Annotated in this window: 19 protein-coding genes and 1 pseudogene; 8 read left to right on the forward strand and 12 right to left on the reverse strand. The window is 60.6% G+C overall.

What is annotated here, in order from left to right; genetic code table 11:
* Positions 1-16: 16 nt before the first annotated feature.
* From AAIE04_RS12070 to AAIE04_RS12085, 4 genes and pseudogenes are all read right to left on the reverse strand, one after another.
* Positions 17-1,045 (reverse strand): alpha/beta hydrolase, encoded by a 1,029-nt coding sequence (locus AAIE04_RS12070; protein ID WP_004928673.1) that lies wholly within the window; start codon positions 1,043-1,045, stop codon positions 17-19.
* Positions 1,046-1,079: 34 nt separating this feature from the next.
* Positions 1,080-1,208 (reverse strand): annotated as a pseudogene (locus AAIE04_RS12075) (alcohol dehydrogenase); the annotation flags it as partial.
* A gap of 16 nt (positions 1,209-1,224) precedes the next feature.
* On the reverse strand, positions 1,225-2,442 hold the full coding sequence (locus AAIE04_RS12080) for an MFS transporter (RefSeq protein ID WP_071591411.1): 1,218 nt from the start codon (positions 2,440-2,442) through the stop codon (positions 1,225-1,227).
* A gap of 127 nt (positions 2,443-2,569) precedes the next feature.
* Positions 2,570-2,920 (reverse strand): cyclophilin-like fold protein, encoded by a 351-nt coding sequence (locus AAIE04_RS12085; protein ID WP_015378446.1) that lies wholly within the window; start codon positions 2,918-2,920, stop codon positions 2,570-2,572.
* A gap of 227 nt (positions 2,921-3,147) precedes the next feature.
* Between AAIE04_RS12085 and AAIE04_RS12090 the strand changes: the two genes are divergently transcribed.
* From AAIE04_RS12090 to AAIE04_RS12100, 3 genes are all read left to right on the forward strand, one after another.
* On the forward strand, positions 3,148-4,047 hold the full coding sequence (locus AAIE04_RS12090; protein WP_004928662.1) for a LysR family transcriptional regulator: 900 nt from the start codon (positions 3,148-3,150) through the stop codon (positions 4,045-4,047).
* A gap of 237 nt (positions 4,048-4,284) precedes the next feature.
* On the forward strand, positions 4,285-4,773 hold the full coding sequence (locus AAIE04_RS12095) for a GNAT family N-acetyltransferase (protein WP_498577001.1): 489 nt from the start codon (positions 4,285-4,287) through the stop codon (positions 4,771-4,773).
* 565 nt (positions 4,774-5,338) lie between these two features.
* Positions 5,339-7,054 (forward strand): hemolysin, encoded by a 1,716-nt coding sequence (locus AAIE04_RS12100; protein ID WP_498577002.1) that lies wholly within the window; start codon positions 5,339-5,341, stop codon positions 7,052-7,054.
* A gap of 118 nt (positions 7,055-7,172) precedes the next feature.
* Here AAIE04_RS12100 and tnpA read toward each other — a convergent pair whose 3' ends face one another.
* Positions 7,173-7,631, reverse strand: a complete 459-nt coding sequence (gene tnpA, locus AAIE04_RS12105) for an IS200/IS605 family transposase (protein ID WP_498577003.1) — start codon at positions 7,629-7,631, stop codon at positions 7,173-7,175.
* Positions 7,632-7,826: 195 nt separating this feature from the next.
* Positions 7,827-8,399 (reverse strand): hypothetical protein, encoded by a 573-nt coding sequence (locus AAIE04_RS12110; protein WP_498577004.1) that lies wholly within the window; start codon positions 8,397-8,399, stop codon positions 7,827-7,829.
* 129 nt (positions 8,400-8,528) lie between these two features.
* Here AAIE04_RS12110 and AAIE04_RS12115 point away from each other — a divergent pair, with 129 nt between their 5' ends.
* The gene (locus AAIE04_RS12115; RefSeq protein WP_498056684.1) at positions 8,529-9,419 is read left to right on the forward strand and encodes a LysR substrate-binding domain-containing protein; all 891 of its coding nucleotides are present in this window, start codon (positions 8,529-8,531) and stop codon (positions 9,417-9,419) included.
* On the opposite strand, the gene AAIE04_RS12120 is transcribed toward AAIE04_RS12115, so the two are convergent.
* From AAIE04_RS12120 to AAIE04_RS12130, 3 genes are all read right to left on the reverse strand, one after another.
* Positions 9,416-10,144 carry a PA1136 family autoinducer-binding transcriptional regulator gene (locus AAIE04_RS12120; protein ID WP_498577005.1) on the reverse strand — a complete coding sequence of 243 codons (729 nt, stop codon included), beginning with the start codon at positions 10,142-10,144 and terminating at the stop codon, positions 9,416-9,418. The two genes, AAIE04_RS12115 and AAIE04_RS12120, sit on opposite strands and share 4 nt — an antisense overlap.
* Positions 10,141-11,016 carry a glyoxalase III HchA gene (hchA, locus tag AAIE04_RS12125; protein ID WP_498577006.1) on the reverse strand — a complete coding sequence of 292 codons (876 nt, stop codon included), beginning with the start codon at positions 11,014-11,016 and terminating at the stop codon, positions 10,141-10,143. Before hchA ends, AAIE04_RS12120 begins: the two co-directional genes overlap by 4 nt.
* A gap of 121 nt (positions 11,017-11,137) precedes the next feature.
* Positions 11,138-11,968 (reverse strand): alpha/beta fold hydrolase, encoded by an 831-nt coding sequence (locus AAIE04_RS12130; protein WP_498577007.1) that lies wholly within the window; start codon positions 11,966-11,968, stop codon positions 11,138-11,140.
* 204 nt (positions 11,969-12,172) lie between these two features.
* Between AAIE04_RS12130 and AAIE04_RS12135 the strand changes: the two genes are divergently transcribed.
* From AAIE04_RS12135 to AAIE04_RS12150, 4 genes are all read left to right on the forward strand, one after another.
* A complete protein-coding gene (locus AAIE04_RS12135; protein WP_498577008.1) occupies positions 12,173-13,597 on the forward strand; it encodes a coniferyl aldehyde dehydrogenase in 1,425 nt (474 codons plus the stop codon).
* A 251-nt stretch (positions 13,598-13,848) separates the two neighbouring features.
* Entirely contained in the window at positions 13,849-16,044 is a 2,196-nt protein-coding gene (gene katG, locus AAIE04_RS12140) for a catalase/peroxidase HPI (protein ID WP_498577009.1), read from the forward strand.
* 524 nt (positions 16,045-16,568) lie between these two features.
* Positions 16,569-17,468, forward strand: coding sequence for a VOC family protein (locus tag AAIE04_RS12145; RefSeq protein ID WP_498577010.1), 900 nt, complete (start codon positions 16,569-16,571; stop codon positions 17,466-17,468).
* A gap of 41 nt (positions 17,469-17,509) precedes the next feature.
* The gene (locus AAIE04_RS12150; protein WP_498577011.1) at positions 17,510-18,799 is read left to right on the forward strand and encodes an alginate export family protein; all 1,290 of its coding nucleotides are present in this window, start codon (positions 17,510-17,512) and stop codon (positions 18,797-18,799) included.
* A gap of 40 nt (positions 18,800-18,839) precedes the next feature.
* Here the strand turns inward: AAIE04_RS12150 and AAIE04_RS12155 are convergent, their stop codons facing one another.
* The 3 genes from AAIE04_RS12155 to AAIE04_RS12165 all read right to left on the reverse strand — a co-directional run bounded on the left by AAIE04_RS12155 (position 18,840) and on the right by AAIE04_RS12165 (position 22,017).
* Entirely contained in the window at positions 18,840-19,892 is a 1,053-nt protein-coding gene (locus AAIE04_RS12155) for an NAD(P)H-dependent flavin oxidoreductase (protein ID WP_498577012.1), read from the reverse strand.
* 96 nt (positions 19,893-19,988) lie between these two features.
* Positions 19,989-21,599: an MFS transporter gene (locus AAIE04_RS12160; protein ID WP_019452448.1), complete on the reverse strand. Its 1,611-nt coding sequence runs from the start codon at positions 21,597-21,599 to the stop codon at positions 19,989-19,991.
* Entirely contained in the window at positions 21,592-22,017 is a 426-nt protein-coding gene (locus AAIE04_RS12165; protein WP_019452447.1) for a DoxX family protein, read from the reverse strand. The genes AAIE04_RS12160 and AAIE04_RS12165 overlap by 8 nt, the downstream gene beginning before the upstream one ends.
* Between the last annotated feature and the right edge of the window lie 7 nt (positions 22,018-22,024).

The raw sequence follows: 22,024 nt of genomic DNA on the forward strand, positions 1-22,024 counted from the left end.
TCCTTAACTGAACGTGTTATTGCAGGTTCTTACGGAAAAAGTCTGTCAGTTTGTCAAAAGGGATCACGTCGGTACGATCATAGAGATCGACATGCCCTGCGCCCGGTACGACATAAAGCTCTTTAGGCTGACCGGCGCGTTTGAATGCATCCTCGCTGAACTCTTTTGAGTGAGCCCGATCGCCGGTGATAAACAGCATCGGACGCGGTGAAATGGTTTCAATATCGTTGAACGGATAGAAGTTCATAAACTTGCCGATACTGCTCAACATCGGTTTCGTCGTCAGTGCTTCTTTCTCACCCTTCGGGGTGTAACCACCGCGTTCGGTGCGGTAGAAATCGAAAAACTCACGCTGAATATCCGGCGTTGAAGCGTCCAGTGTATTCACGGTACCGGGAATGTAGGCCGTCTCGCCTCCCTGAAACTCTGCTAAACGCTGCTCTGTGGCTGACCGGATAAAGGCCTTTCGTTGTTCCGGCGTCTGGGAATGGTTGAGGCCGTTGCGAAATGCAGCCCCCATGTCATACATGCTGACGGTGGCAATGGCTTTCATACGCGGGTCAATCTTGGCAGCACTGATAACAAAACTTCCGCTGCCGCAGATACCTAATACACCGATGCTATCCGGATCAACAAACGGCTGTGTGCTTAGATAATCAACCGCCGCGCTGAAATCATCTGTGTAGATTTCCGGTGAAATCAGGTGCCCCGGTTTGCCCTCGCTTTCTCCCCAGAAAGAGAGATCGATAGCCAGCGTGACAAACCCCTGCTCCGCCAGCTTCTGCGCATAAAGATTCGAACTCTGTTCCTTAACGGCTCCCATCGGGTGACCAACGACGATCGCCGGGTGTCGGGTATTCTGGTTCATCTTTTTCGGGATAAACAGGTTGCCGACCACGGCCATCTGATACTGGTTTTTAAAGGTGACTTTTTGCTGCGTCACCTTATCGCTTTTATAAAAATTATCGGCCCCACGGGACATATCCGCCGCAGAGGAAGCAAATGCACTGATCAACAGCCCCAGCGCTAACGTAAATTTTTTCATGATGGTCTCCTTATCATTAAGCCAGGGTGGCGTTATCCGAATGGCAGACGCCGCAGAACGCGAAATCAATCTGCACATCACGGGCGCCGGAGGCGCGACGGGTGATATCCATCGGCTCCAGCGGCAGTGTGCCCGCATGGGCACCGTAAGCTTTACCTGTCATGACATAACTCCAGGGTTTATGAATGGTCTCTGGCAGAGGTGTCTGCGCGTGAGGTCAGGAAAATCAGCCCGGCCGCGATAAGCAGCATCGTGACGCTGGCCAAGAAAGTGCTCTGGTAGCCGTGGTGATCGAAAAGCAGCCCCCCTACCGTTGAACCTAGCGCAATGGATAACTGGACCATTGCCACCATCAGCCCGCCGCCGGCTTCGGCATTCTGCGGAAAGATACGCGGTACCCAGGCCCACCACCCCACCGGCGCACCGGTAGAAATCAGCCCCCACAACCCGAGCAGCACCATCACGATGGCCACCTGACTGCCAAAAGCGATCAGTGCCAGCGCGGTGATGGCCATCAGCACCGGAATGGCTATCAGGGTCGAGTAGAAGCCGCGTTTCAGCACTCTGCCAATCAGCGTGGTGCCGATGAAACCCGCGACACCGATAACCAGCAGGATTAGGGTGACCACTGAAGCATCCACCTTCGTCACCGTTTCAAGGAAAGGCCTGATGTAGGTAAAGAGCGTGAACTGCCCCATAAAGAAGATGCCGACGCCCAGCATGCCTAACGTGACCACTCGACGGCGAAACAGCGTGAAGACATTGCTGGCACCGTTACTCTGCCGGGTGACCTGCATGGAGGGCAGGCTGAACAACTGCCAGATAAACGCGGCGATCGCGACCGGCACCAGACAAAAGAAGGCCCCGCGCCAGCCGATCACCGAACCGAGCCAACTGCCCAAAGGGGCCGCGATGACCGTGGCCAGTGCATTGCCGCTGTTAAAAATGGCCAACGCCAGCGGAACTCGGTGCACCGGAACCAAACGCATCGCCGTGGCTGCCGACATCGACCAGAACCCGCCGACTACGATGCCAATCAGAGCCCTGCCCGCCATATAGGTCAGGTAATTGGGTGCCATCGCAATAACAGCACCGGAAATTGCCATCATGCAGGTCAGGCCGAGCAGCAGCGTTTTCCGGTTAAGCGTGCCTGCCAGCACGGAAATAAACAGGCTGGTTACCACTGCAAATGCCCCGGAAATGGCGATGCCCTGTCCGGCCATGCCTTCGGTGACACGAAGGGTCTGCGCCATCGGTGTCAGCAGGCTGACCGGCATGAATTCGGAGGCGATCAGGGCGAAGACGCACAGCGTCATGGCAAAGACACCACTCCAGTGCGCAGGCTGTTTTCCGCTTCCGGTGTTTTTTTTTCTGTTTTCGTCTGTCTTATTACTCATTCAGGGATTTCTTTTCAGTAGATAACATGAAGTCTGTGCCCCGGAGCCTTCAGCGCTGCAGGAAGAGCTGAAACGGCATACGGAGACGGGATAAGGGGGATAATCGCGGTACGGAAGGTGCTGCGGGTCAGTTGGCGACCCTGATCTGCACCGCAAGAGGTCCGTGGCGCTGCAGGACCGGCAGTCCGGAATCCACTTTCCCTAACGGGATCAGTGAACGGGCGTAAGCCCTGCCCTGGGCAAAAATCGCCAGGTTGCCCCAGGGCGCGTAGTAAGTGATATCTCCGGCTTCCGGCGTCATGCCGTCCGGTGCCTGCACCGTGGAAAGCCTGCGCGGCAGGTCGCTTATACGCTCAATATCGTCATAGTCTTCCAGCGTCAGGCTGAGGGGAAGCAAAGACGCAAAGTCCCGGCCTGTCGGCGTATCAAAGAGGGTGGCGGTGGCGGTTTCTCCCTCCACAATGATCTCAATTTTCATAAGCGTCTCCTGCGCCACTCCCCGGTCGTTGTCACCCGCCATAGCGGACTGCGTGACGAAAAGCAGGCCGGCAAGGAGCAGCAGTGATGTTCTGCAGTAAGCGTTTTGCATAAGGGTTAGCGTTGACTTTTTCATCGCATTATTGTTACCAATATGCAGCGGGTTAACTAGCTAATGAATACTTAATACCCTTATAAGTAAAATTTATAAATGGACCGGAAACGAGCATGGCCAGACGCAATCTCAACGACTTACTCTCTTTCGTCACCGTGGCGCGTGAGGGCAGCTTTACGCGCGCTGCCGCCCAGCTCGGCGTGACCCAGCCCGCACTGAGCCAGGCGATTTCCGGGCTGGAAGAACGGATGCAAATCCGCCTGCTGACGCGAACCACGCGCAGCGTGTCAGTGACCGCCGCCGGGGAACGCCTGCTGCAGTCTGTGGGCCATCGTATTGATGAGATTGAAGCCGAGCTGGACATGCTGACGGCACTGCGTGATAAACCTGCGGGGACCGTCCGTATTACATGTGGACCTAATGTTCTGAAGACCACGCTGCTGCCAAAGCTGACACCACTGTTACGCGAATATCCTGATATTCATATTGAGTTTGATGCCAACCACGGGTTCCGGGATATCGTGGCGGACCGTTTTGATGCCGGCGTGCGGCTCGGAGACACTATCGACAAAGATATGATAGCCGTACCCATTGGCCCGAAACTGCGCATGGCGGCTGTAGCTTCCCCTGAGTATTTTGCCCGGTGCGCCGCCCCTCAGACGCCACGCGATCTGATGCAACACTGCTGTATTAATGAGCGCATGGTTCAATCGGGGAAAATTTACGCCTGGGAGTTTGAGCAGGAAAACGGTAAATTTCACGTTCGGGTTGAAGGGCAAATGACGTTTAACACATCGGAACACGTCGTTGACGCAGCTCTTGCCGGACTGGGCATTGCCTTTTTACCTGAAGAGGAGTTCGGCACACATCTGCAGGAAGGAAAACTGATCCGCGTGCTTGAAGAATGGTGCCGTCCTTTTCCCGGCTACTATCTTTATTATCCCAGCCGTAAACAGCCTTCCCCAGCGTTTTCACTCGTTGTGGATGCGTTGCGTATTAACCGGAAAATTTAACGCTGAATTATCGGGCCAATATTTCAAGAACGGACGTGAACGTCCGCTTCTGGCACGCAACGGGCAGGCTACGTGGTCATTGGGTCTGCTTTGAGCGAAGTGCAGAATTCGGCGTCAGCAAAATTACGCTCAGTTGACAAAGCTATATGATATAATTTTATCATGCTGAATCGGCGGATAATTCGGTAGAGTAGTACTAAGTATGCGTTACGTTGCTATTAAGAATGAGACAGTAAATTGAAAACAAAACAGTCAAAAATCCCCAAATCAATTTATAGGCCCATGCATGACGACGAATTTGGCCTCTGGGGGGGCCTCTCTTTAAATGACTATGTTGAAGACCTGATGGCAAATCATCGGTACAGTCGTAAAAAAGCCCAGATAGAGGCGTCGAAATCATTTAAAACAGCCTTGCCAGCGGGAATCAATACTCAAAATAACCATTTTAGAACCTATGAACATGACAGTCAGGCTGCGGGATATCTGTGGTTCAGCCTGGAAGATAACTCAGCCTTTTTGTCAGATATAATGCTTCTCCCAGAATTTCAGGGTAAGGGAATGGGTCGGGATTTTATCCGTGCATTCCTGAATGAGCTGACTCAACAGGGCGCATATGAGGTGGAACTCAGAGTGTCACCGGACAATCAAAGGGCTTTAAAATTATATAAAGAGTTTGGTTTTCGGATAACTGGTTTTGATATGAGTCTTTTGCTAGGATCCGACTGATCAGCAATCCGTTAATCATAATTTTCGGAGACAATTTCGGGTAATATCAACTATCGATAGGCAATCTACCACTATATATCTTCACATCATCAATGTCCGCTTCTGGCACACAGCCGACCGTCAGATTACCCACTCCAGCATTTCCCCACCCCATTCCACGCCCCAGCAGCGCCAGAGCCCTCCTGCGTTGCCGTCGGTGTAAATCCGCAAAGCGGTAACCACAATCACCACCATAACGCCAACGTTTGGCCAACCCCCACCAGCGAAACCCACTCTTTTATCTAAGAAGATTCCTAACTCAGCTGACGGATATTCCTTCCTGATGCCAATACGCGGGTTAACCCGCCGATTTACAGCAATAATTCTGTAAAAACAATCGATAAGCGAATTTCTCGCGCTCGGCAAGTTGCGTCTATCCTTTCGCTATGGGTGCCTGCTGCCCATCGTTCGCTGCGGCTCGCGGCATGCGCGTTTCTGGCTGTACGGGTTTCGGTTTATTCCATCGCGCACCTCCATTCATCATGTTGAATTTATAAGCAATCTCTCAGCAACAAGGAGTGTTTATATGGCTTACGTCATTACCGACCGAGAAAAACTGCAAGCGATTTGGGAGGCTGCCAAAGCCGGCGACTGGCCGGCCGTGTATGCCGCCTCCGTCGATGCGCTCACCGATCCCAACCATGCCAACCATGCCAACCAGCCTATTCAGGGCGTGGATATCGCGGTCTATACCTGGATTAAAGGCGCCTATGGCGTGAACTCGAATCAGGGGGCGTTTGCCCATTACATTCGCGACCAAACCAAGCTGCAGTATGAGCTGCGCACCGGGCATGTCCCCGATGACTGGGAGACGCGCATTCAGAACGCCTCCGACAACATCGCCAAAAACTTCGCCAAAACGCTGTTTGGCGTCGATCTGAGCAGCGATCCTAACGCGCCGCTGCCGGATGCCCCGCCCACCAGCGCCAAAGTGCCGGATATTCACGAGGTTGGTCTGATCGACGCCGGTGCGGCGGCATCCGAAGTGTTCACCGACGCCTCCTCGACCGGTGCCCCCAACTATTCCCCCTGGGCCGGCACCACGCTGTTCTCCTATTTAGGCGACACTTCGTTCTTTACCGAATGGGTGGCGACCAACGACACCTCGGCCTTTAAGGTGGAAGGCGGCACCTACGATCTGATTGCGGCGGCGCAGGTCTCCATGCAGATGAAAAACCTCAGTTACGTGGTTGAAACGCTGCTGGCGGGCGAAGTGCCCACCTATTTGACCACCCTGGGCATTGGCCACGAGACCATCCGCCTGGCCGCCGAGGCGGCGCGTGATTTCTACACCGAATCCTACGGCAGCAGCGTGACCGGCGGTGGCAGCATTATTCCCGGCAAGCTGGATATCGGCTCGGCGATTTTCAACGACATTGCCGACGTGCTGTCCACGCCGAATCTGTACCGCGTCGGTACGCTGCATGACGATGATTTCACGTTGGCGTTCGGCAATATCGCCGTTAACACCGGCAGCGGCGACGACACCATCAGCGTGCCGCGCGGCTGGCAAAACAACGCCGGCAACTACGGCTGGACGGTCATCGACGGCGGCAGCGGCCATGATACGGTCGATTATTCCAGCCTGTCACACGGGGTAAACCTGAAGTTTGACGCTCAGGGCAGCTACGGCGGGCGCGGGGTGATCGAGAAAAACGGCATCGGGCTGTATGGCTTCAAGGACGGGCTGTACAACATCGAGGCGGTGAAGTTGACGGACTTTAAGGATAACGTCACCTTTAACGATCGGGTGCTGACGCCGGCCAACGGCCTGGAGGTTAACCTGGGCAAAGGCTCCAGCGAAATTCGCTTCGAGCACGGCTATACCACTGTGCCGGGTGGGAGTGCGCCGCAGGATTATCTCGGCGTAAACCTGAGCATGCTGTCCAACGATGTGCCTTTTCCCAACAGCCTGCTGAATATTCCGGTGAAGCAGACTCACAATATCTATATCGACGACAGCTTTGAGCTGGGCTTTTTACAGGCCTCTTCCCTGTCTATCGATAACCACCTGCTGGCCTTCGGCGCCGAAGGATCAAACAGCAGCTTCTCGCTGAACTACAACGCGCAAACCCATACGCAGGATCTGTCGATATTCATGCAGGGCACAAGCGCGCTCAATCAGCACGTCGTCAATATCTACAATTGGGGCCAAGGCGACTTCGGCATCACGCTGGAGCAGCCGGCCATACAGCTTGTCGGTTTGCAAAACGTTACGCCGCAAGAGCTGGCGGCCGCCTAAATGCCGCCTAAATAAATATCCTCCGGCATAGCCGGAGGTTTTTCATATGCGCCTATAAGGCTCTGTTACCAGCCGCACCCTAACAGGCGCATCACGATCTGACATTTGCTTCTATGGATTACTTACGGCCCGTAAACGGGCTTCCTGGATACGGGATCGAGAGTTGCTCACCCATTTTATCCTCTTCCAGTTGGTGCTTTATGTACTCTTGTATCCTGGCCGTATTTTTTCCAACCGTATCAACGTAGTACCCTCGGCACCAAAACTCTCTGTTACGATATTTGTACTTCAAATCGCCAAACTGCTCATAAAGCATCAGACTGCTCTTTCCCTTCAAGTACCCCATAAAGCCCGAAACACTCATCTTCGGCGGGATTTCCAGAAGCATATGGATGTGATCTGCACAGCATTCTGCATCCAGAATATTCACGCTTTTCCATTCGCACAGCTTTCTTAAGATGCTGCCAATCGCTTTACGCTTTTCCCCGTAGAACATCTGTCTGCGGTACTTCGGGGCAAAAACTATGTGATATTTACAGCTCCATCTTGTGTGCGCTAAGCTCTTTTCGTCCCTCATTGGGACCCCCTTTTGATTTCTTGTTGAACCTTTGCAGTTGCCAGACCGCAAACTGTTTTAACAAATCAAAAGGGGTTTTTATAACTGGCCCAAAGCTGAAAGCTTTACTGAACCCCCAGCCTAGCTGGGGGTTTTCTGTGCACAATAAAGCCCGCCCGTTTCCCCGGGCGGGCTGTTTACCTTCAGCGCGGCGACTCACTCCCTGTCTCGCTCCGCAATCCGCGCCATCAGCGCCCCCAGCAACGCCAAATCGACCAGCAACGCCAGCGCGAAACAGGCTCCCTTTATCTCCGGCGCGGCATAGGTCTGCACCAGCAAAACGGCAACCACCACCGCCGCGGTGGTCATCACCGTCGTCAGCCTGCACGCCACGGCGAACGCCGCTTTCTCCCCCACCGCCGTGCGGTAGGCTACGCCCTGGCCCAGGCCGCCGAGGGCGATGCCCGGCAGCAGGGCCGGCCAGTCATGGCCACCGAACAGCATTAGCAGCGTGAATAACCACCCCGCCGCCGCCAGCAAAAAACCGTAGCGGAGAACGATCAACGCCGGGCTATTGCGCAGCGCCCGCCGGCGGGCCAGCGCGCCGCCGCCAAGAAACGCCAGCGCCAAGGCCGTTAGCAGCGTCAGGGTGACGCCGATGCCCAACAGGCTTTCCGTCTCCAGCAGCAAGGCGCCCGCTGCCACCGGCACGCTGAGCGCCAGGGCGCTCGCCGCCGTTCCCGTATGTTCCATAGCGCCCAGGGCGCCGTTGTTGATATAGAGGCTCATCGCTCACTCCCGACAAGATGAAAATGATGAAATAAATTCATTTCCCTGTTCACATGTCGGTAGCCTATCTCTTGTATACTCGGTCAGACAAACTCATAGTTTTCAGCCTTAGATGAGAATAACTCAGCCATGAGAAAAACCCGTTTGCCGCCGCTGGGCGCGCTGCGCGCCTTCCACGCCGTGGCCGGCTGTCTCAGCTTCAAGCTGGCCGCCGAGGAGCTGGGCGTCAGCGCGACGGCGGTCAGCCATCAGATCAAGCTGCTGGAGTCGGTGCTGGCATGCCGGGTGTGCGAGCGCAGCGCGCAGGGCGTCAGCCTGACCGAGACCGGCGAGATCTTGTATGCCGGCACCCAGCGCGCCTTCGCCGCGCTGGAGCAGTCCGTCGCCCAAATCACCCGCGTTCAGCTGCCGCCGGCGCTGACCGTCACCACCACCTCCAATTTTCTCACCCACTGGCTGGTGCCGCGTCTGGCGGATTTCAAGGCGGAGTTTCCCACCATCGATCTGCGCCTGCACACCAGCGTCGAGCGCGTCGATCTCAACCAGCGCACCGTGGACGTCGCTATCCGCTACCGCGAAACGCCGGAAACCGATCTTCACTGCACCCTGCTGCATGAGGATCGCTTTATCGTGGTGGCCAGCCCGGCGCTGGCGCTGGAGCGCAGCGAGGATTTGCAGCGGGTGACGCTGTTTCACGTGGAACATCGGCAGGTGCCCGCCGACGCGCCGACCTGGGAAAACTGGCGGCGGCGCTACGGGCCGGAGGGGTTGAACGTGGCAGCCGGGCTGACCTTCAGCGACGAAACCCATGCGCTGCAGGCGGCGGTGGCAGGTCAGGGGGTGGTGATCGCCAGCCGGCTGCTGGCGCGCGATTTGTTGCAGCGCGGCGTGTTGGACGCGCCGTTCGAGATGTCATTGCCCGGCGCCAACTACTATTTGGTGGCCACCGAAGAGACCGCGCAGCGCTCCGATATCATTGCGCTGCGCGAGTGGTTGTTGCGGCAAATGGCGGCGGGCTAACGGCGCTCGGGGGCGATTTCCCCCAGGCGGATCGCCACGCCGATCGCCTGCGCGGTGGTGGCGGCGCCGAGCCGTTGGCGAATGCGCCGCAGATGGTTTTCTACCGTGCGTTCAGACAGGCCGAGCATCGCGGCGATATCCGCCTGGCGCCGGCCGATGGCGGTCCAGCTCAGCACCTCGCGCTCGCGCGCCGACAGACGCCCCCTCTCCTGCACGGCCGCCGGCTCGAACAGCCGCCGCGCCGCCAGAAAGGCCGCCGTGCCCACGAGCGACAGCGCCAACCGCACCGGCGGCGAGGTGTCGATGCGCTCGCCCCCCAGGCTGACAGCCCCCTCCAGGCCGGCGGGGCCGAACACCGGGATCTGCACGCCGTGCAGTCCCGCGCCGCGCGGCGTGCGCACAATCCGGTAGCGCTCTCCTTGCTCCGCCCGGGTTTTGGTCCAGAAGAACGGTTCGCTGGCCCGCAGCATGTGCCGGGTCACCGGGCAGTGCCGCACGTAGGTCAGCGCATCGACCGCCTCACCGTCGCCGAACCAGTCGCCCTCGACCCAATAGATATGCTCAATCCCCGCTTCCGCCGCAGCGGAGGCGGAGAACAGCACAAAGCGGTCGAAGCCGAACGGTGCGGCGAAGGTGCGAACCCGCCCCTGAATGGCGGACAGGGTTCGCTCGTGGTCCATCGCCAACGCCGTCTGGAAAGCGCGCTGCGCGAGCTCGTCGCTCATCGCGCGGCGACGTCGGCCAGCAGCGTCTCCGCCGCCAGTTTGCCGAGGTTGTTGGAAGCCAGCGGGCTGTCGCCGGTCAGCAGGCGCCGATCTTTATGCACCTTGCCGGTGATGTCGGCGTTGACGATCTTGACGCCCAGATCGCGCAGGCGTTCGCCCACCAGCCAGGGCATCGGGCCGGGAATATAGCCGATGTCGATGTTGGCGCCGGTATCGAGCGAGTCCGGGAACACGCACATCTCATAGCCGCGATAAAGGAAATCCTCTTTGCTCTCGCCGATGCCCGCCGCCAGCAGACCCGCCGGCCCGTGGCACAGCGAGATCACGTAGCGATCGTGGTCATGCGCCCAGTGCAGCGTCTTTTTCACCTCTTCGCTGAACGGGATATCATTCAGCACACCGTGGCCGCCGGGAATGAAAACGCCGAGGTAATTGCCGCCATCCAGATCCTTCACCACCTCCGTCAGCTTTTTCGGCTGCTTGAGTTGGCTGCGGTACTTCTCGTAGGTGGCCTTGACCGCTTCATCCTCATGCGGGAACGCCCACATCTCCAGCTTCACCGGATCGCCGGACGGCGTGGCGATGTCGATCTCGAAACCGGCCAGATCCAGATGATACATCGGCAGCAGCATCTCGACCGGGTGGTTGCCGGTGGAGAAGAACTTGCCGTTTTGCATCAGCAGATAGCGCTCCTGTGAGGCGATCATCAGCACCTTCCACTTGCCGCCGCGATAGGCGTTCGGGTAGCTGGCGCCCGCGAAGTCGGTCTTGGACGAGGTGTACTGGCTAAGGGAGTAAGGTGATGGGAAGAACGCGTTGTCTTCCGCCACATCCGGGGTGGGATTACGATCGTTGGACACTGAATCAGTCATGATTATCTCCATATTCACCGTTGCATTGCCCTTTCAGCTTAAATAACCGCCGGCGGGGCCGCAATGAGGGATATCCCTCAAGCAGCGCCCAGGCGGCGGAGCGTCCCCCTGGGCGCTGTTCTTAGCTGTTAACGAACGCCAGCAGATCGGCATTGACCTGATCGGCGTGGGTGGTCGGGATGCCGTGCGGCGCGCCCTTGTAGGTATGCAGCGTGCCATTTTTGACCAACTTGGCCGACAGCACGCCGGAATCCTGATAAGGCACCACCTGATCGTCGTCGCCGTGGATCACCAGCACCGGAATGGCAATCTTCTTGAGATCCTCGGTGAAATCGGTCTGCGAGAAGGCGACGATGCCGTCATAATGCGCCTTGGCGCCGCCCATCATGCCCTGCCGCCACCAGTTCCAGATAATCGCTTCCGACGGTTTGGCGCCCGGGCGGTTATAGCCGTAGAACGGGCCGGCGGGCACGTCATAGTAGAACTGCGCCCGATTGGCGGCCAGCTGCGCCTGGAAATCATCGAACACCGCTTTGGGCGTGCCCTGCGGATTGGCGTCGGTTTTCACCATCAGCGGCGGCACCGCGCTGATCAGCACGGCTTTGGACACCTTATCCTCGCCGTGGCGCACGATATAGCGCACCACCTCACCGCCGCCCGTCGAATGGCCCACGTGCATGGCGCCCTGCACGCCGAGGTGTTTCACCACCGCAGCGACGTCATCGGCGTAGTGATCCATGTCGTGCCCTTCCCACACCTGGCTGGAGCGGCCGTGGCCGCGGCGATCGTGCGCAACCACGCGGAACCCTTGGTTCACGAAGAACAGCATCTGGGCATCCCAGTCATCGCTGGACAACGGCCAGCCGTGGTGGAAGTAAATGACCTTGCCGTTTTTGGGGCCCCAATCCTTGTAGAAAATCTCGACGCCATCGCTGGTCGTTACGTAACCCATGTCGTTTCTCCCATTTACACATTGTCAGAAAATAAGACGGATAGTGCTCACGACGCCGGTATGGCAAGCTCCCTCATCCCGGTTGGCCGGCGATCTTGCGTTGATCGCTTAACGAGTATAGGTTTAAACCTTACTTTAAGGTCAAATGCAGTTCTGCTGACGGTGTGCCCCCCACCCAACAAGCTCGGTATCAGGAGTATTCAAGTGCCAGGAGATGACGCCGCCATGACGATGGAGCAACGGCTTGCCGCCCAACGCCGCGCCTTCCTGCGCGACGGCGCGCCGACGTTCGCTCAACGCAAGGCCGCCCTGCGCCACCTGCGCAGCGCCATTTTGGCCCAGCGCAGCGCACTGACGGCGGCCGTCAGCGCGGATTTCGGCCACCGCTCGCCTTACGAAACCGACATTCTGGAAATTCTGGTCACCGTGCAGGCGATCGATTATCTGCTGCGCAACCTGAAGCGCTTTATGCAGCCGGAGCGCCGCCACGTCGCCCTGCCGTACCAGGCCGGGCGCGCCTATGTGCAATACCAACCCAAGGGCGTGGTCGGCGTCATGGCACCGTGGAACTACCCGTTATCCTTGACGCTCATCCCGCTGGCCACCGCCCTGGCCGCCGGCAATCGCGCGATGCTGAAACCTTCGGAACTCACGCCGCACACCAGCCAACTCATCGAGACGATGCTGGCGGCGCAGTTTCCCGCCGACGAGGTCGCCGTGGTGACCGGCGGGCCGGAGATCGGGGCCAGGTTCAGCGAACTGGCGTTCGATCACCTGGTGTTCACCGGCAGCACGGCGATCGGCCGCCAGGTCATGCAGGCGGCCGCTAAAAATCTGGTGCCGCTGACGCTCGAGTTGGGCGGCAAGAGCCCTGCGGTCATGGCGCGCGGTGCGCTCACCGCCAGAGACGTCAACAGCCTGGCATTCGGCAAGCTGTCGAACGCGGGCCAAACCTGCATCGCGCCCGATTACCTGCTGATCCATCAGAACGATGTGGAGAACTTCATTGCGCTCTACGACGCGGCGGTCAAAGCGTTTTACCCCACAGGGCCGACGGGCAGCGACTACGGCGCCATCATCAGCGACAGGCACTATCAGCGTTTGCAAGACCTGCTGGCCGACGCGCAAGCGCGGGGCGCGCGGATCGTTCCGGTGGGCCATCGCCCTGAATCTGCGTCTGAACGGGCAAAAACCCTGGCCCCCACGCTGATCGTCGGCGCGCCCGACGACAGCCGGATCATGCAAGAGGAGATCTTCGGGCCGCTGCTGCCGGTGCGCACCTACGCTGCTATTGATGAGGCGATCGAGCTTATCAACGCCGGGCCGCGCCCGCTGGCGCTGTACTACTTCGGGCCGGCCGGCGCGGAGCGGGAACGGCTGCTGACGCGTACCACCTCCGGCAACGTCAGCGTCAACACCACCCTGCTGCACTTCGCCCAGGACGATCTGCCGTTCGGCGGCATCGGCCCCAGCGGCATGGGGGCCTGTCACGGCATCGAAGGGTTCCGGGCGCTGAGCCACGCCAAGGGCGTCTTCATCCAGAGCCACTGGCACTTTACCGATCTGCTGCGCGCCCCGTTCGGCAAACTGGCGGACGCGGTGCTCAAGATCATGCTGCGGCGTCGATAAGGCGCCGCGTTGCCTATCGACGGCAAGGCCTTGAATCGCTGAAAACTATCACAGTATTCAATCATTCCTATTTTATCTCTCCGCCGCCGCTGACTAAGCTTAGCCATGAGTCGCCCTTTGCCCGTTAGCGGCCGGGGCGATGTGGATCGATTGAGTTCAGTTATTTAGCGCAACACCCGACGCAAGCCTTACCCGCATGTCTTGTTAACCGCTCCACGCCTGGAGCCCAATACGGAAGCAGAGAGCGCATTATGACAACTGAAAGCAAATGCCCGTTTTCGGGCGGCAAACAGCCCGCACCGCAAGACGGCACCACCAATCAGGATTGGTGGCCTAATCAGCTCAGCCTGAAACCGCTGCATCAACACTCCCCCCTGTCCGATCCGATGGATAAAGACTTCAACTACGCCGACGCCTTCAACAGCCTCGATCTGGCGGCGGTCAAACAGGATCTGCACGCCCTGATGACCGACTCACAGGAATGGTGGCCGGCGGACTTCGGCCACTACGGCGGCCTGTTCATCCGCATGGCCTGGCACAGCGCCGGCACCTACCGTATCGGCGACGGCCGCGGCGGCGCGGGCGAAGGCCAGCAGCGCTTCGCTCCGCTCAACAGCTGGCCGGACAACGTCAGCCTCGACAAGGCGCGCCGCCTGCTGTGGCCGATCAAGCAAAAATACGGCCGCAACATCTCCTGGGCCGACCTGCTGATCCTGACCGGCAACGTGGCGCTGGAATCGATGGGCTTCAAAACCTTCGGCTACGCCGGCGGCCGCGCCGATACCTGGGAGCCGGACGACGTCTACTGGGGGTCTGAGAAGATCTGGCTGGAGCTGAGCGGCGGGCCGAACAGCCGCTACTCGGGCGACCGCGACCTGGAAGACCCGCTGGCGGCGGTGCAGATGGGCCTGATCTACGTCAACCCGGAAGGGCCGGACGGCAACCCCGATCCGGTGGCCGCCGCGCGCGACATCCGTGAAACCTTCGCCCGCATGGCGATGAACGATGAAGAGACCGTGGCGCTGATCGCCGGCGGCCACACTTTCGGCAAAACCCACGGCGCCGGCCCGGCGTCTAACGTCGGTGCCGATCCGGAAGCCGCCGGGCTGGAACAGCAAGGCCTCGGCTGGCACAGCACCTTCGGCACCGGCGTCGGCAAAGACGCCATCACCAGCGGGCTGGAAGTCACCTGGACCACCACCCCGACCCAGTGGAACCACGACTTCTTCCGCCACCTGTTCGAATACGAATGGGAGCTGAGCCAAAGCCCGGCCGGCGCGCACCAGTGGGTGGCGAAAGACATCGGCGAAACCATCCCCGACGCCTTCGACCCGAACAAGAAACGCCGTCCGACCATGCTGACCACCGACCTGTCGCTGCGTTTCGATCCGGCCTACGAGAAAATTTCGCGCCGCTTCTATGAACACCCGGAAGAGTTGGCCGACGCCTTCGCCCGCGCCTGGTTCAAGCTGACCCACCGCGACATGGGGCCGCGCGCGCGCTACCTCGGCCCGGAAGTGCCGCAGGAAGAACTGATCTGGCAAGATCCGGTTCCGGCGGTCGATCATCCGCTGATCGACGAGCAGGACGTCGCCGCGCTGAAAAGCAAGGTGCTGGCCTCCGGCCTGCCGGTCTCAACGCTGGTTTCCACCGCCTGGGCGTCGGCCTCGAGCTTCCGCGGTTCCGACAAGCGCGGCGGCGCCAACGGCGCGCGCATTCGTCTGGCGCCGCAGAAGGACTGGGCGGTCAACCAGCCTGCGCAGCTCGCCGCAACGTTGGCCACGCTGGAAGGCATCCAGCGCGCCTTCAACGATGCGCAAACCGGCGGCAAGCGCGTCTCGCTGGCGGATCTGATCGTGCTGGCCGGCGCGGCGGGCGTGGAACAGGCGGCGAAGAACGCCGGCTTGACCCTGACGGTGCCGTTCGCACCGGGCCGCACCGACGCTTCGCAGGAACAGACCGACGTGGACTCTTTCGAGGCGATGGAGCCGCTCGCCGACGGCTTCCGCAACTTCCTGAAGGGCAAATACCGCGTGCCGGCCGAAGCGTTGTTGGTCGATAAGGCGCAGCTGCTGACCCTGACCGCGCCGGAAATGACGGTGCTGGTCGGCGGGCTGCGGGTGCTCGGCGCCAACGTCGGCGGCGCGCAGCATGGCGTGTTCACCCAGCGGCCGCAGGCGCTGACCAACGACTTCTTCGTCAACCTGCTCGATATGGGCACCATCTGGCACCCGGTGGGCGAGGACGGCCTGTTCGAAGGCCGCGATCGCCGCAGCGGCGCGGTCAAGTGGACCGGCACCCGCGTCGATCTGGTGTTCGGTTCGCACGCGCAGCTGCGCGCGCTGGCCGAAGTCTACGGCAGCGCCGACGCGCAAGAGAAGTTTGCCCATGACTTCGTTGCCGCCTGGAACAAAGTGATGAACCTCGATCGTTTCGATCTGGCGTAAACTCCCCCGCAACGGCCTGCTTCGGCAGGCCGTTTTTTTCCCGAGATCAACACTACTTCCGCTCAGCGCCAGCCGTAGCGCCCGTCGTTATATTTCATCTCCTCGCTTATTCGTATTTACTCAACAAGTCATATAAAAATTTGATGGGCGGCAATTCTTCTAATGCTGTATTTATATTTAGAGGGCAATGAAGAACGTAAATTCAGCGTACCAATACGATATATCCCAGCAAGGAGAAGACCGTTATGGATTATCCTCGATTCACTTCAACACGCGACGAGGCGGGCCGCATTATCAGCGCCGTCCCTTAGCGACAGCGGGCCTGCTGGCCGGGCGTCTCACCTTTTACGCCAATAAGAATAAATGTTCTGCCCCTGCGCGATATTCGCCTGGGCGTCTGACGTTCGCCCTTCGTTAATGTTTTACGGCGCGCATTGCGCTTTTCGTTTTTATTTTCAGCCAACGGGAAAGCTCAAAGGAAATTACGCTGCACTCAGGAAAATAACCGCAACCTGGAGGTCATCATGCAACACATTATCGGTATTTCTTCTCGTCGGCTGAGGATATCGGCCCTTGCGCTGCTACTCCCTGCAATGTCATGGGCGGCCGATACGGCGTCTGTCGCCGTGGGGCCGCAATACGACACCACGCATGTCTATGTGGAACGCGGCAAAATGGATGCCTTTGTCGACAGCATCCTGAAAACCTTCGGCGGCACCAGCACCGAACGCGTGCTGGTCAACGTCACGCCCACGCCGAGCGAAACCTATTCCCAGCTGATACTGACGCCGGCCGGCAGCTTCTCGGTGTTCGATTTCAAAACGCCGATCCCGCACCCGTTCGGCACCGAGCGCAACGGTTTTCTGGTCAGGGATATGGATGCCGCCATTCAACAAGCCAAGGCCGCCGGCGCCGATGTGCAGGTTGAGCCTTTCGACGATCCGATCGGCCGCGACGCGGTGATCCAATGGCCCGGCGGCGTCAATATGCAGCTCTATTGGCACACCAAAGCGCCCAACTACCGGCCGCTGCAGAGCGTGCCGGAAAACCGCCTGTATCTCTCCGCCTACCGCGTCGATGACTTCCTGAAAAGCTATCAGGCGTTCTCGCACGGTAAGGTCGTGCGCGACGAGCAGGTCAGCGATGCGGCGATCGGCCGCAACGATAACGGCAAGATCCGCCAAATCGAACTGGATTCGCGGTTTGGCAAAACGCGCATTTTCGTCACCGACGGGCACCTGCCTTATCCGTTCGGCCATGAGCGCACCGGCTATGGCGTCGAGGATCTGCAGGCCACGCTGGCCAAAGCGACGGCCAGCGGCGCGCAGGTGCTGTGGCGCTCGACGGCGGCGGAAAGCCGCGCCTCGGCGCTGGTGCGTTTCCCCGGCGGCTATATCGCCGAAATTCACCAGACGGCTAAATAAACCCAAGGCGCGCTGCGGCGCGCTTTTTTCTTCGGATATCCATGATGAAACGCACGCTTCCCGCACTTTTGCTGCTCTCCGCGCTGCCCGCTCTGGCGGCGGAGCCCACTGCGGCACCCTGGAAAAACATCCCGTTGGGCGATGCGGCCACCTTGTCTTTCGACGGTTCACTGCGCGAGCGCTATGAATGGACGGATCAACGCGATCTGAGCGGCGGGCGCGACGATACCTTGATGCAGCGCCTGCTGATCGGCGCACGCCTCGACTACGGCGACTATTTTGGCGCCTACGTCCAGCTGGGATCTTCGCTGGCGACGATGCGCGACCATGGGCGCAAGCCAACCGATGAAGATCGCGCCTATCTCGGCCAGGGCTATGTGGATATGAAATTGCCCACCGCCTACGGCCTCGGCACCCTGCGGGTCGGCCGCCAGGAGATTGCGCTGGGTTCGCTGCACCTGATGGGCACCCGCGACGGCCCCAACGTGCGCCGTTCTTTCGACGCCATCCGCGCCAGCTGGGCCAAGGATAAAAACCGCCTCGACGCCTTTATCGGCCATCCCGTCACCCTTAAAACCGGCAGTTTCGACGACGATACCGACAACAGCCAAAAAGTTTGGGGGCTCTACGGTACCACGCCGCTGACGCCGCTGGCTTCTTCGCTCGATCTCTACACCTTTGGCTTTGAAGATAACGACGCCCATTACGCGCAGCTCAACGGGCAAGAGCGGCGCTATACCGTCGGCGCGCGCATTTTCGGCGCGGCACAGGGGTTCGACTGGGACAATGAGGCCGCCTGGCAATTCGGCAGCGCAGAACAGCGCGACATCCGCGCCTGGTCGGCGTCGGCGCACGCCGGCTATACGGTGAGCGACTGGCGCTGGCAGCCGCGCTTCGGCGGCAAGATTGGCATCGCCAGCGGCGATAAAAACGGCCATGACGGGCAACTCAATACCTTCAACGCCATGTACCCCAAGCTGCCCTATCTGACCGAGAACGGGCTGGTGGCGCCGGCTAACCTGATCGCCATCCACCCTTCGGTCACCATCACGCCGTGGCAAACCCTGGCCATCGACTTCAGCTGGGACGCGTTATGGCGGCAACGCCGCCAGGACGCCTTCTATCTCGGGCCGATGCGCCCGGTGAAAGGCAGCGAGCAGGGCTCGCGCTTTATCGGCAATCAGTATCAGGTCGAAACCACCTGGACGCCGCGCAGCGATCTCCAGTTCAAGGTGGCCTATGTCTACTTCGACGTCGGCCACAGCCTGCAGCAACATGCCGGACTGAAAGACATGAACTTCGTCCTGGCGCAGGGCACCTACAGCTTCTGACGTCAATAAAAAGGGCGCCGAACCAGGCGCCCCGTCTGTCTTACAGCGCAGCCAACTCCGCCGCCAGGGTGGCGACCAGCTGCGCCGCCGGCATCGGCCGCGCCAGGCCTACGCCCTGCCCGGCCCACAGCGACATAAACTCCCCGCGCCCGGCCTTGGCCGCCGCCTGGCGGATATCGCCGGTGAGCGCGTTCTGCACCGGATAAGGCAGGATCTGCCCCTCCTCCGCGCGCATCTGGCGCATGAAATCATTGACGATGCCGCGCGCCGGGCGGCCGCTGAAGGCGCGTGTCAGGCGCGTACTGTCATCACCGGCGTTGCGCAATGCCGCTCGCCAGGCGTCGGCGATACCCGATTCCGGGCTGCACAGAAACGCGGTGCCGAGCTGCGCCGCCTGCGCGCCCAGCAATTGCGCCGCCGCGATGCCGCGACCGTTCATGATGCCGCCTGCGGCGATCACCGGGATCTTCACCGCCGCCACCACCTGCGGCAACAGGGCCATCAGGCCGACGCAGGATTGCTCGATATCGCCGAGGAACGTCGGACGATGACCGCCCGCCTCCGCGCCCGAAACGCAGACAAAGTCGGCGCCCGCCTCTTCCCAGGCGCGGGCTTCCGCCACCGTGGTGGCGGTGCCTATCACCCGCGAGCCGGCCTGCTTGAACTGCGTGACCGTCGCGCGCGGCAGCACGCCGAAGGTGAAGCTGGCCACCGGCGGCGCGGCCTCCAGCAAGGCCGCGATCTGGTCGCGGTTGTTTTCGGCAAATTTGGCGGGGATCGGCGGCTCGCTCAGCCCCAGCGCTTCGCGGAACGGCCGCAGCAGGTGCTGGGCGCGTTTCAGCTCGGCGAGATCCGGGTGCTGTTCATCAAGCAGAAACAGGTTGATGTTAAACGGCGCGGCGGTCTGCGCGCGGATCTGCTGCACGCGCTCGAGGATCACCTCCGGTGAGAACAGCGCCGCCGCGCACGATCCCAGCGCCCCGGTGTTGCTCACCGCCACCGCCAACGCCGGCGGCGATGCGCCGTTCATCGGCCCCTGAACGATCGGATAGCGCAACCCAAGCTCGCGGGCAAAAGCAGAAGGTGCCGTCATCAATGTGTCTCCCTGTGTGGACTACATTCGTCTTACGGCGGCCGCGCCGCCGAACCGACCAAAAGCATAGCACCTTCTCACCGTCTGACCGTGCAGTTAATGCTTCACCTGACGCCGGTCCAGCGACAGGAAGTGGTGCACCACCGGCTTGTCCGGGCCGATATGGAAGCCCAGCGCCTCCTGCTGCAAATCGGCGTCGGCGTGCGACACCCGCTGATGCTGGCGCAGATGCTCCGCCCAGGACTCCACCAGGAACCACTCCATGATGCATTCCGGATCGCCGGTATGCTCGGTGATGCCCCAGGCGTAAGCGCCGTCGCGACGGCGCGCCCGCTCCAGCATCAGCAAAGTGCGCAAGAACTGCGGGCGATCCTGTTCGCGGATGCGGTATTCCACCTGAATCATCACCGGCCCGCGATCGTTCTCGACCGGCGTGTTGACCAACGGTTCCGGCCAATGGTTCGACGGCTGCAGATCGGCTTCGCCGGTCGGTAGACGCAGACGGTGGAACAGCAGCCCCGCTGCCAACAGGCCGACGCCACCGACCAGCAGCGTGGCGGCGACGCCCAGCTCTTGCGCCACCAGCCCCCACAGCAGGCTGCCCGCCGCCATCGCGCCGTTGAACACCATCAGGTAGATGGCCAGGCCGCGGCCGCGCACCCAGTTAGGCAGCACGCCCTGCGCCGCGCCGTTGAGCGTGGTCAGCGCGATGATCCAGCCGGCGCCCAGCACCAACAGCAGCACCACCGCCAGCCACTGCGGCGGCGCCAGCGACAAGGCCGCCATCACCACGGCGGTGAGCACCGCCGCCAGCAGCACCAGCCCGTCGGCGTTGAGCCGCTGGCGCAGACGCGGCAGCACAATAGCCCCGAGGATCGCCCCGGCGCCCACCGCCCCCAGCAGAACGCCGTAAAAACCGGCGCTGCCGCCCAGCATGCGGCGCGCCACCAGCGGCAGCAGCGCCCAGACCGAGCTGGAGAAGGCGAAAAACACCGCCGCCCGCAGCAGCACCACGTGCAGCTCGCGGCTGGAACGCGCATAGCGCAGACCGGCGCGGAAGGCGCCGAAGAAATGCTCCGACAAGCCGCTGTCTTCGGCCTTCGGCCGCTTCCACCACAGCAGCGCCGCGATCACCAGCACATAGCTCATCACGTCCGCGCCGTAGGCCGCGCCGGCGCCGAAGCTGGCCAGCAGCAGGCCGCCGGCCGCCGGGCCGATGGAGCGGGCGATGTTGATGCCCAGCGAGTTCAGCGCCACGGCGTTTTTCAGCTCGGCGCGCGGCACCAGTTCCGGCACGATCGCCTGCCAGGTCGGCCCCATCAGCGCCGCGCCGATGCCGCCGACAAAGGTCAGCGCCAGCAGGTATTCCACCGTCAGCGCACCGGTCTGCGACAGCACCAGCAGGCTGCCACTGACGCAGGCCAGCAGGATTTGCACGAAGATCAGAAAGCGCCGCCGATCGAGAATGTCCGACAATACCCCGGCCGGGATCGCCAGCAGGAACACCGGCAGCGTGGCGGCGGTTTGCATCAGCGCCACCGCCGAGGGGTTGCTCGACAGGTCGGTGATCAACCACGAGCTGGCGACGTCGCGCATAAAGCTGCCGACGTTGCCGAGCACCGTCGCGCCCCACAGCACCGCAAATAATGGGATTTTCAGCGGCGCGAAGCCGCCCGCCGCCGCCTTGTTTTCCGTCTGTTCAGCCATCCGTTCGCTCCTTCAAATCGTTAAATGCCACCAGCAACAGCGCGCCGGCCAGCCCGAGGTGTTCAAAAAATCCGTTCATCATCTGGCCTCGTTCCGCGCCGTCGAACTGCCAGAACGGATTGGCCATCAGCGTCGCCATCAGGGTAAAACCGGCCAGCGCCAACGCGCCGAGCCAGCGGTAAAAACCGCTCAGGATCAGCGCCGACGCCGCCAGTTCAAACAGCGTCACCAGCACGGCGAACAGCGCCGCCGGCTGCAGGCCGAAGTGGGTCATCTCGGCGACCGCGCCCTCGACATTCAACGCCTTGACCAGCCCGCCCTGAATGTAGGCGGCGCAAATCGCGAGCAGCAGCAGCCAGCGCACCGCGGGCGCATGCAGCCGCTGAGCGCAGCGGGCGGCGATATCGGTAATATTCATCGCGCCC

This window comes from Serratia sp. Ae19-1 (assembly GCF_059801225.1).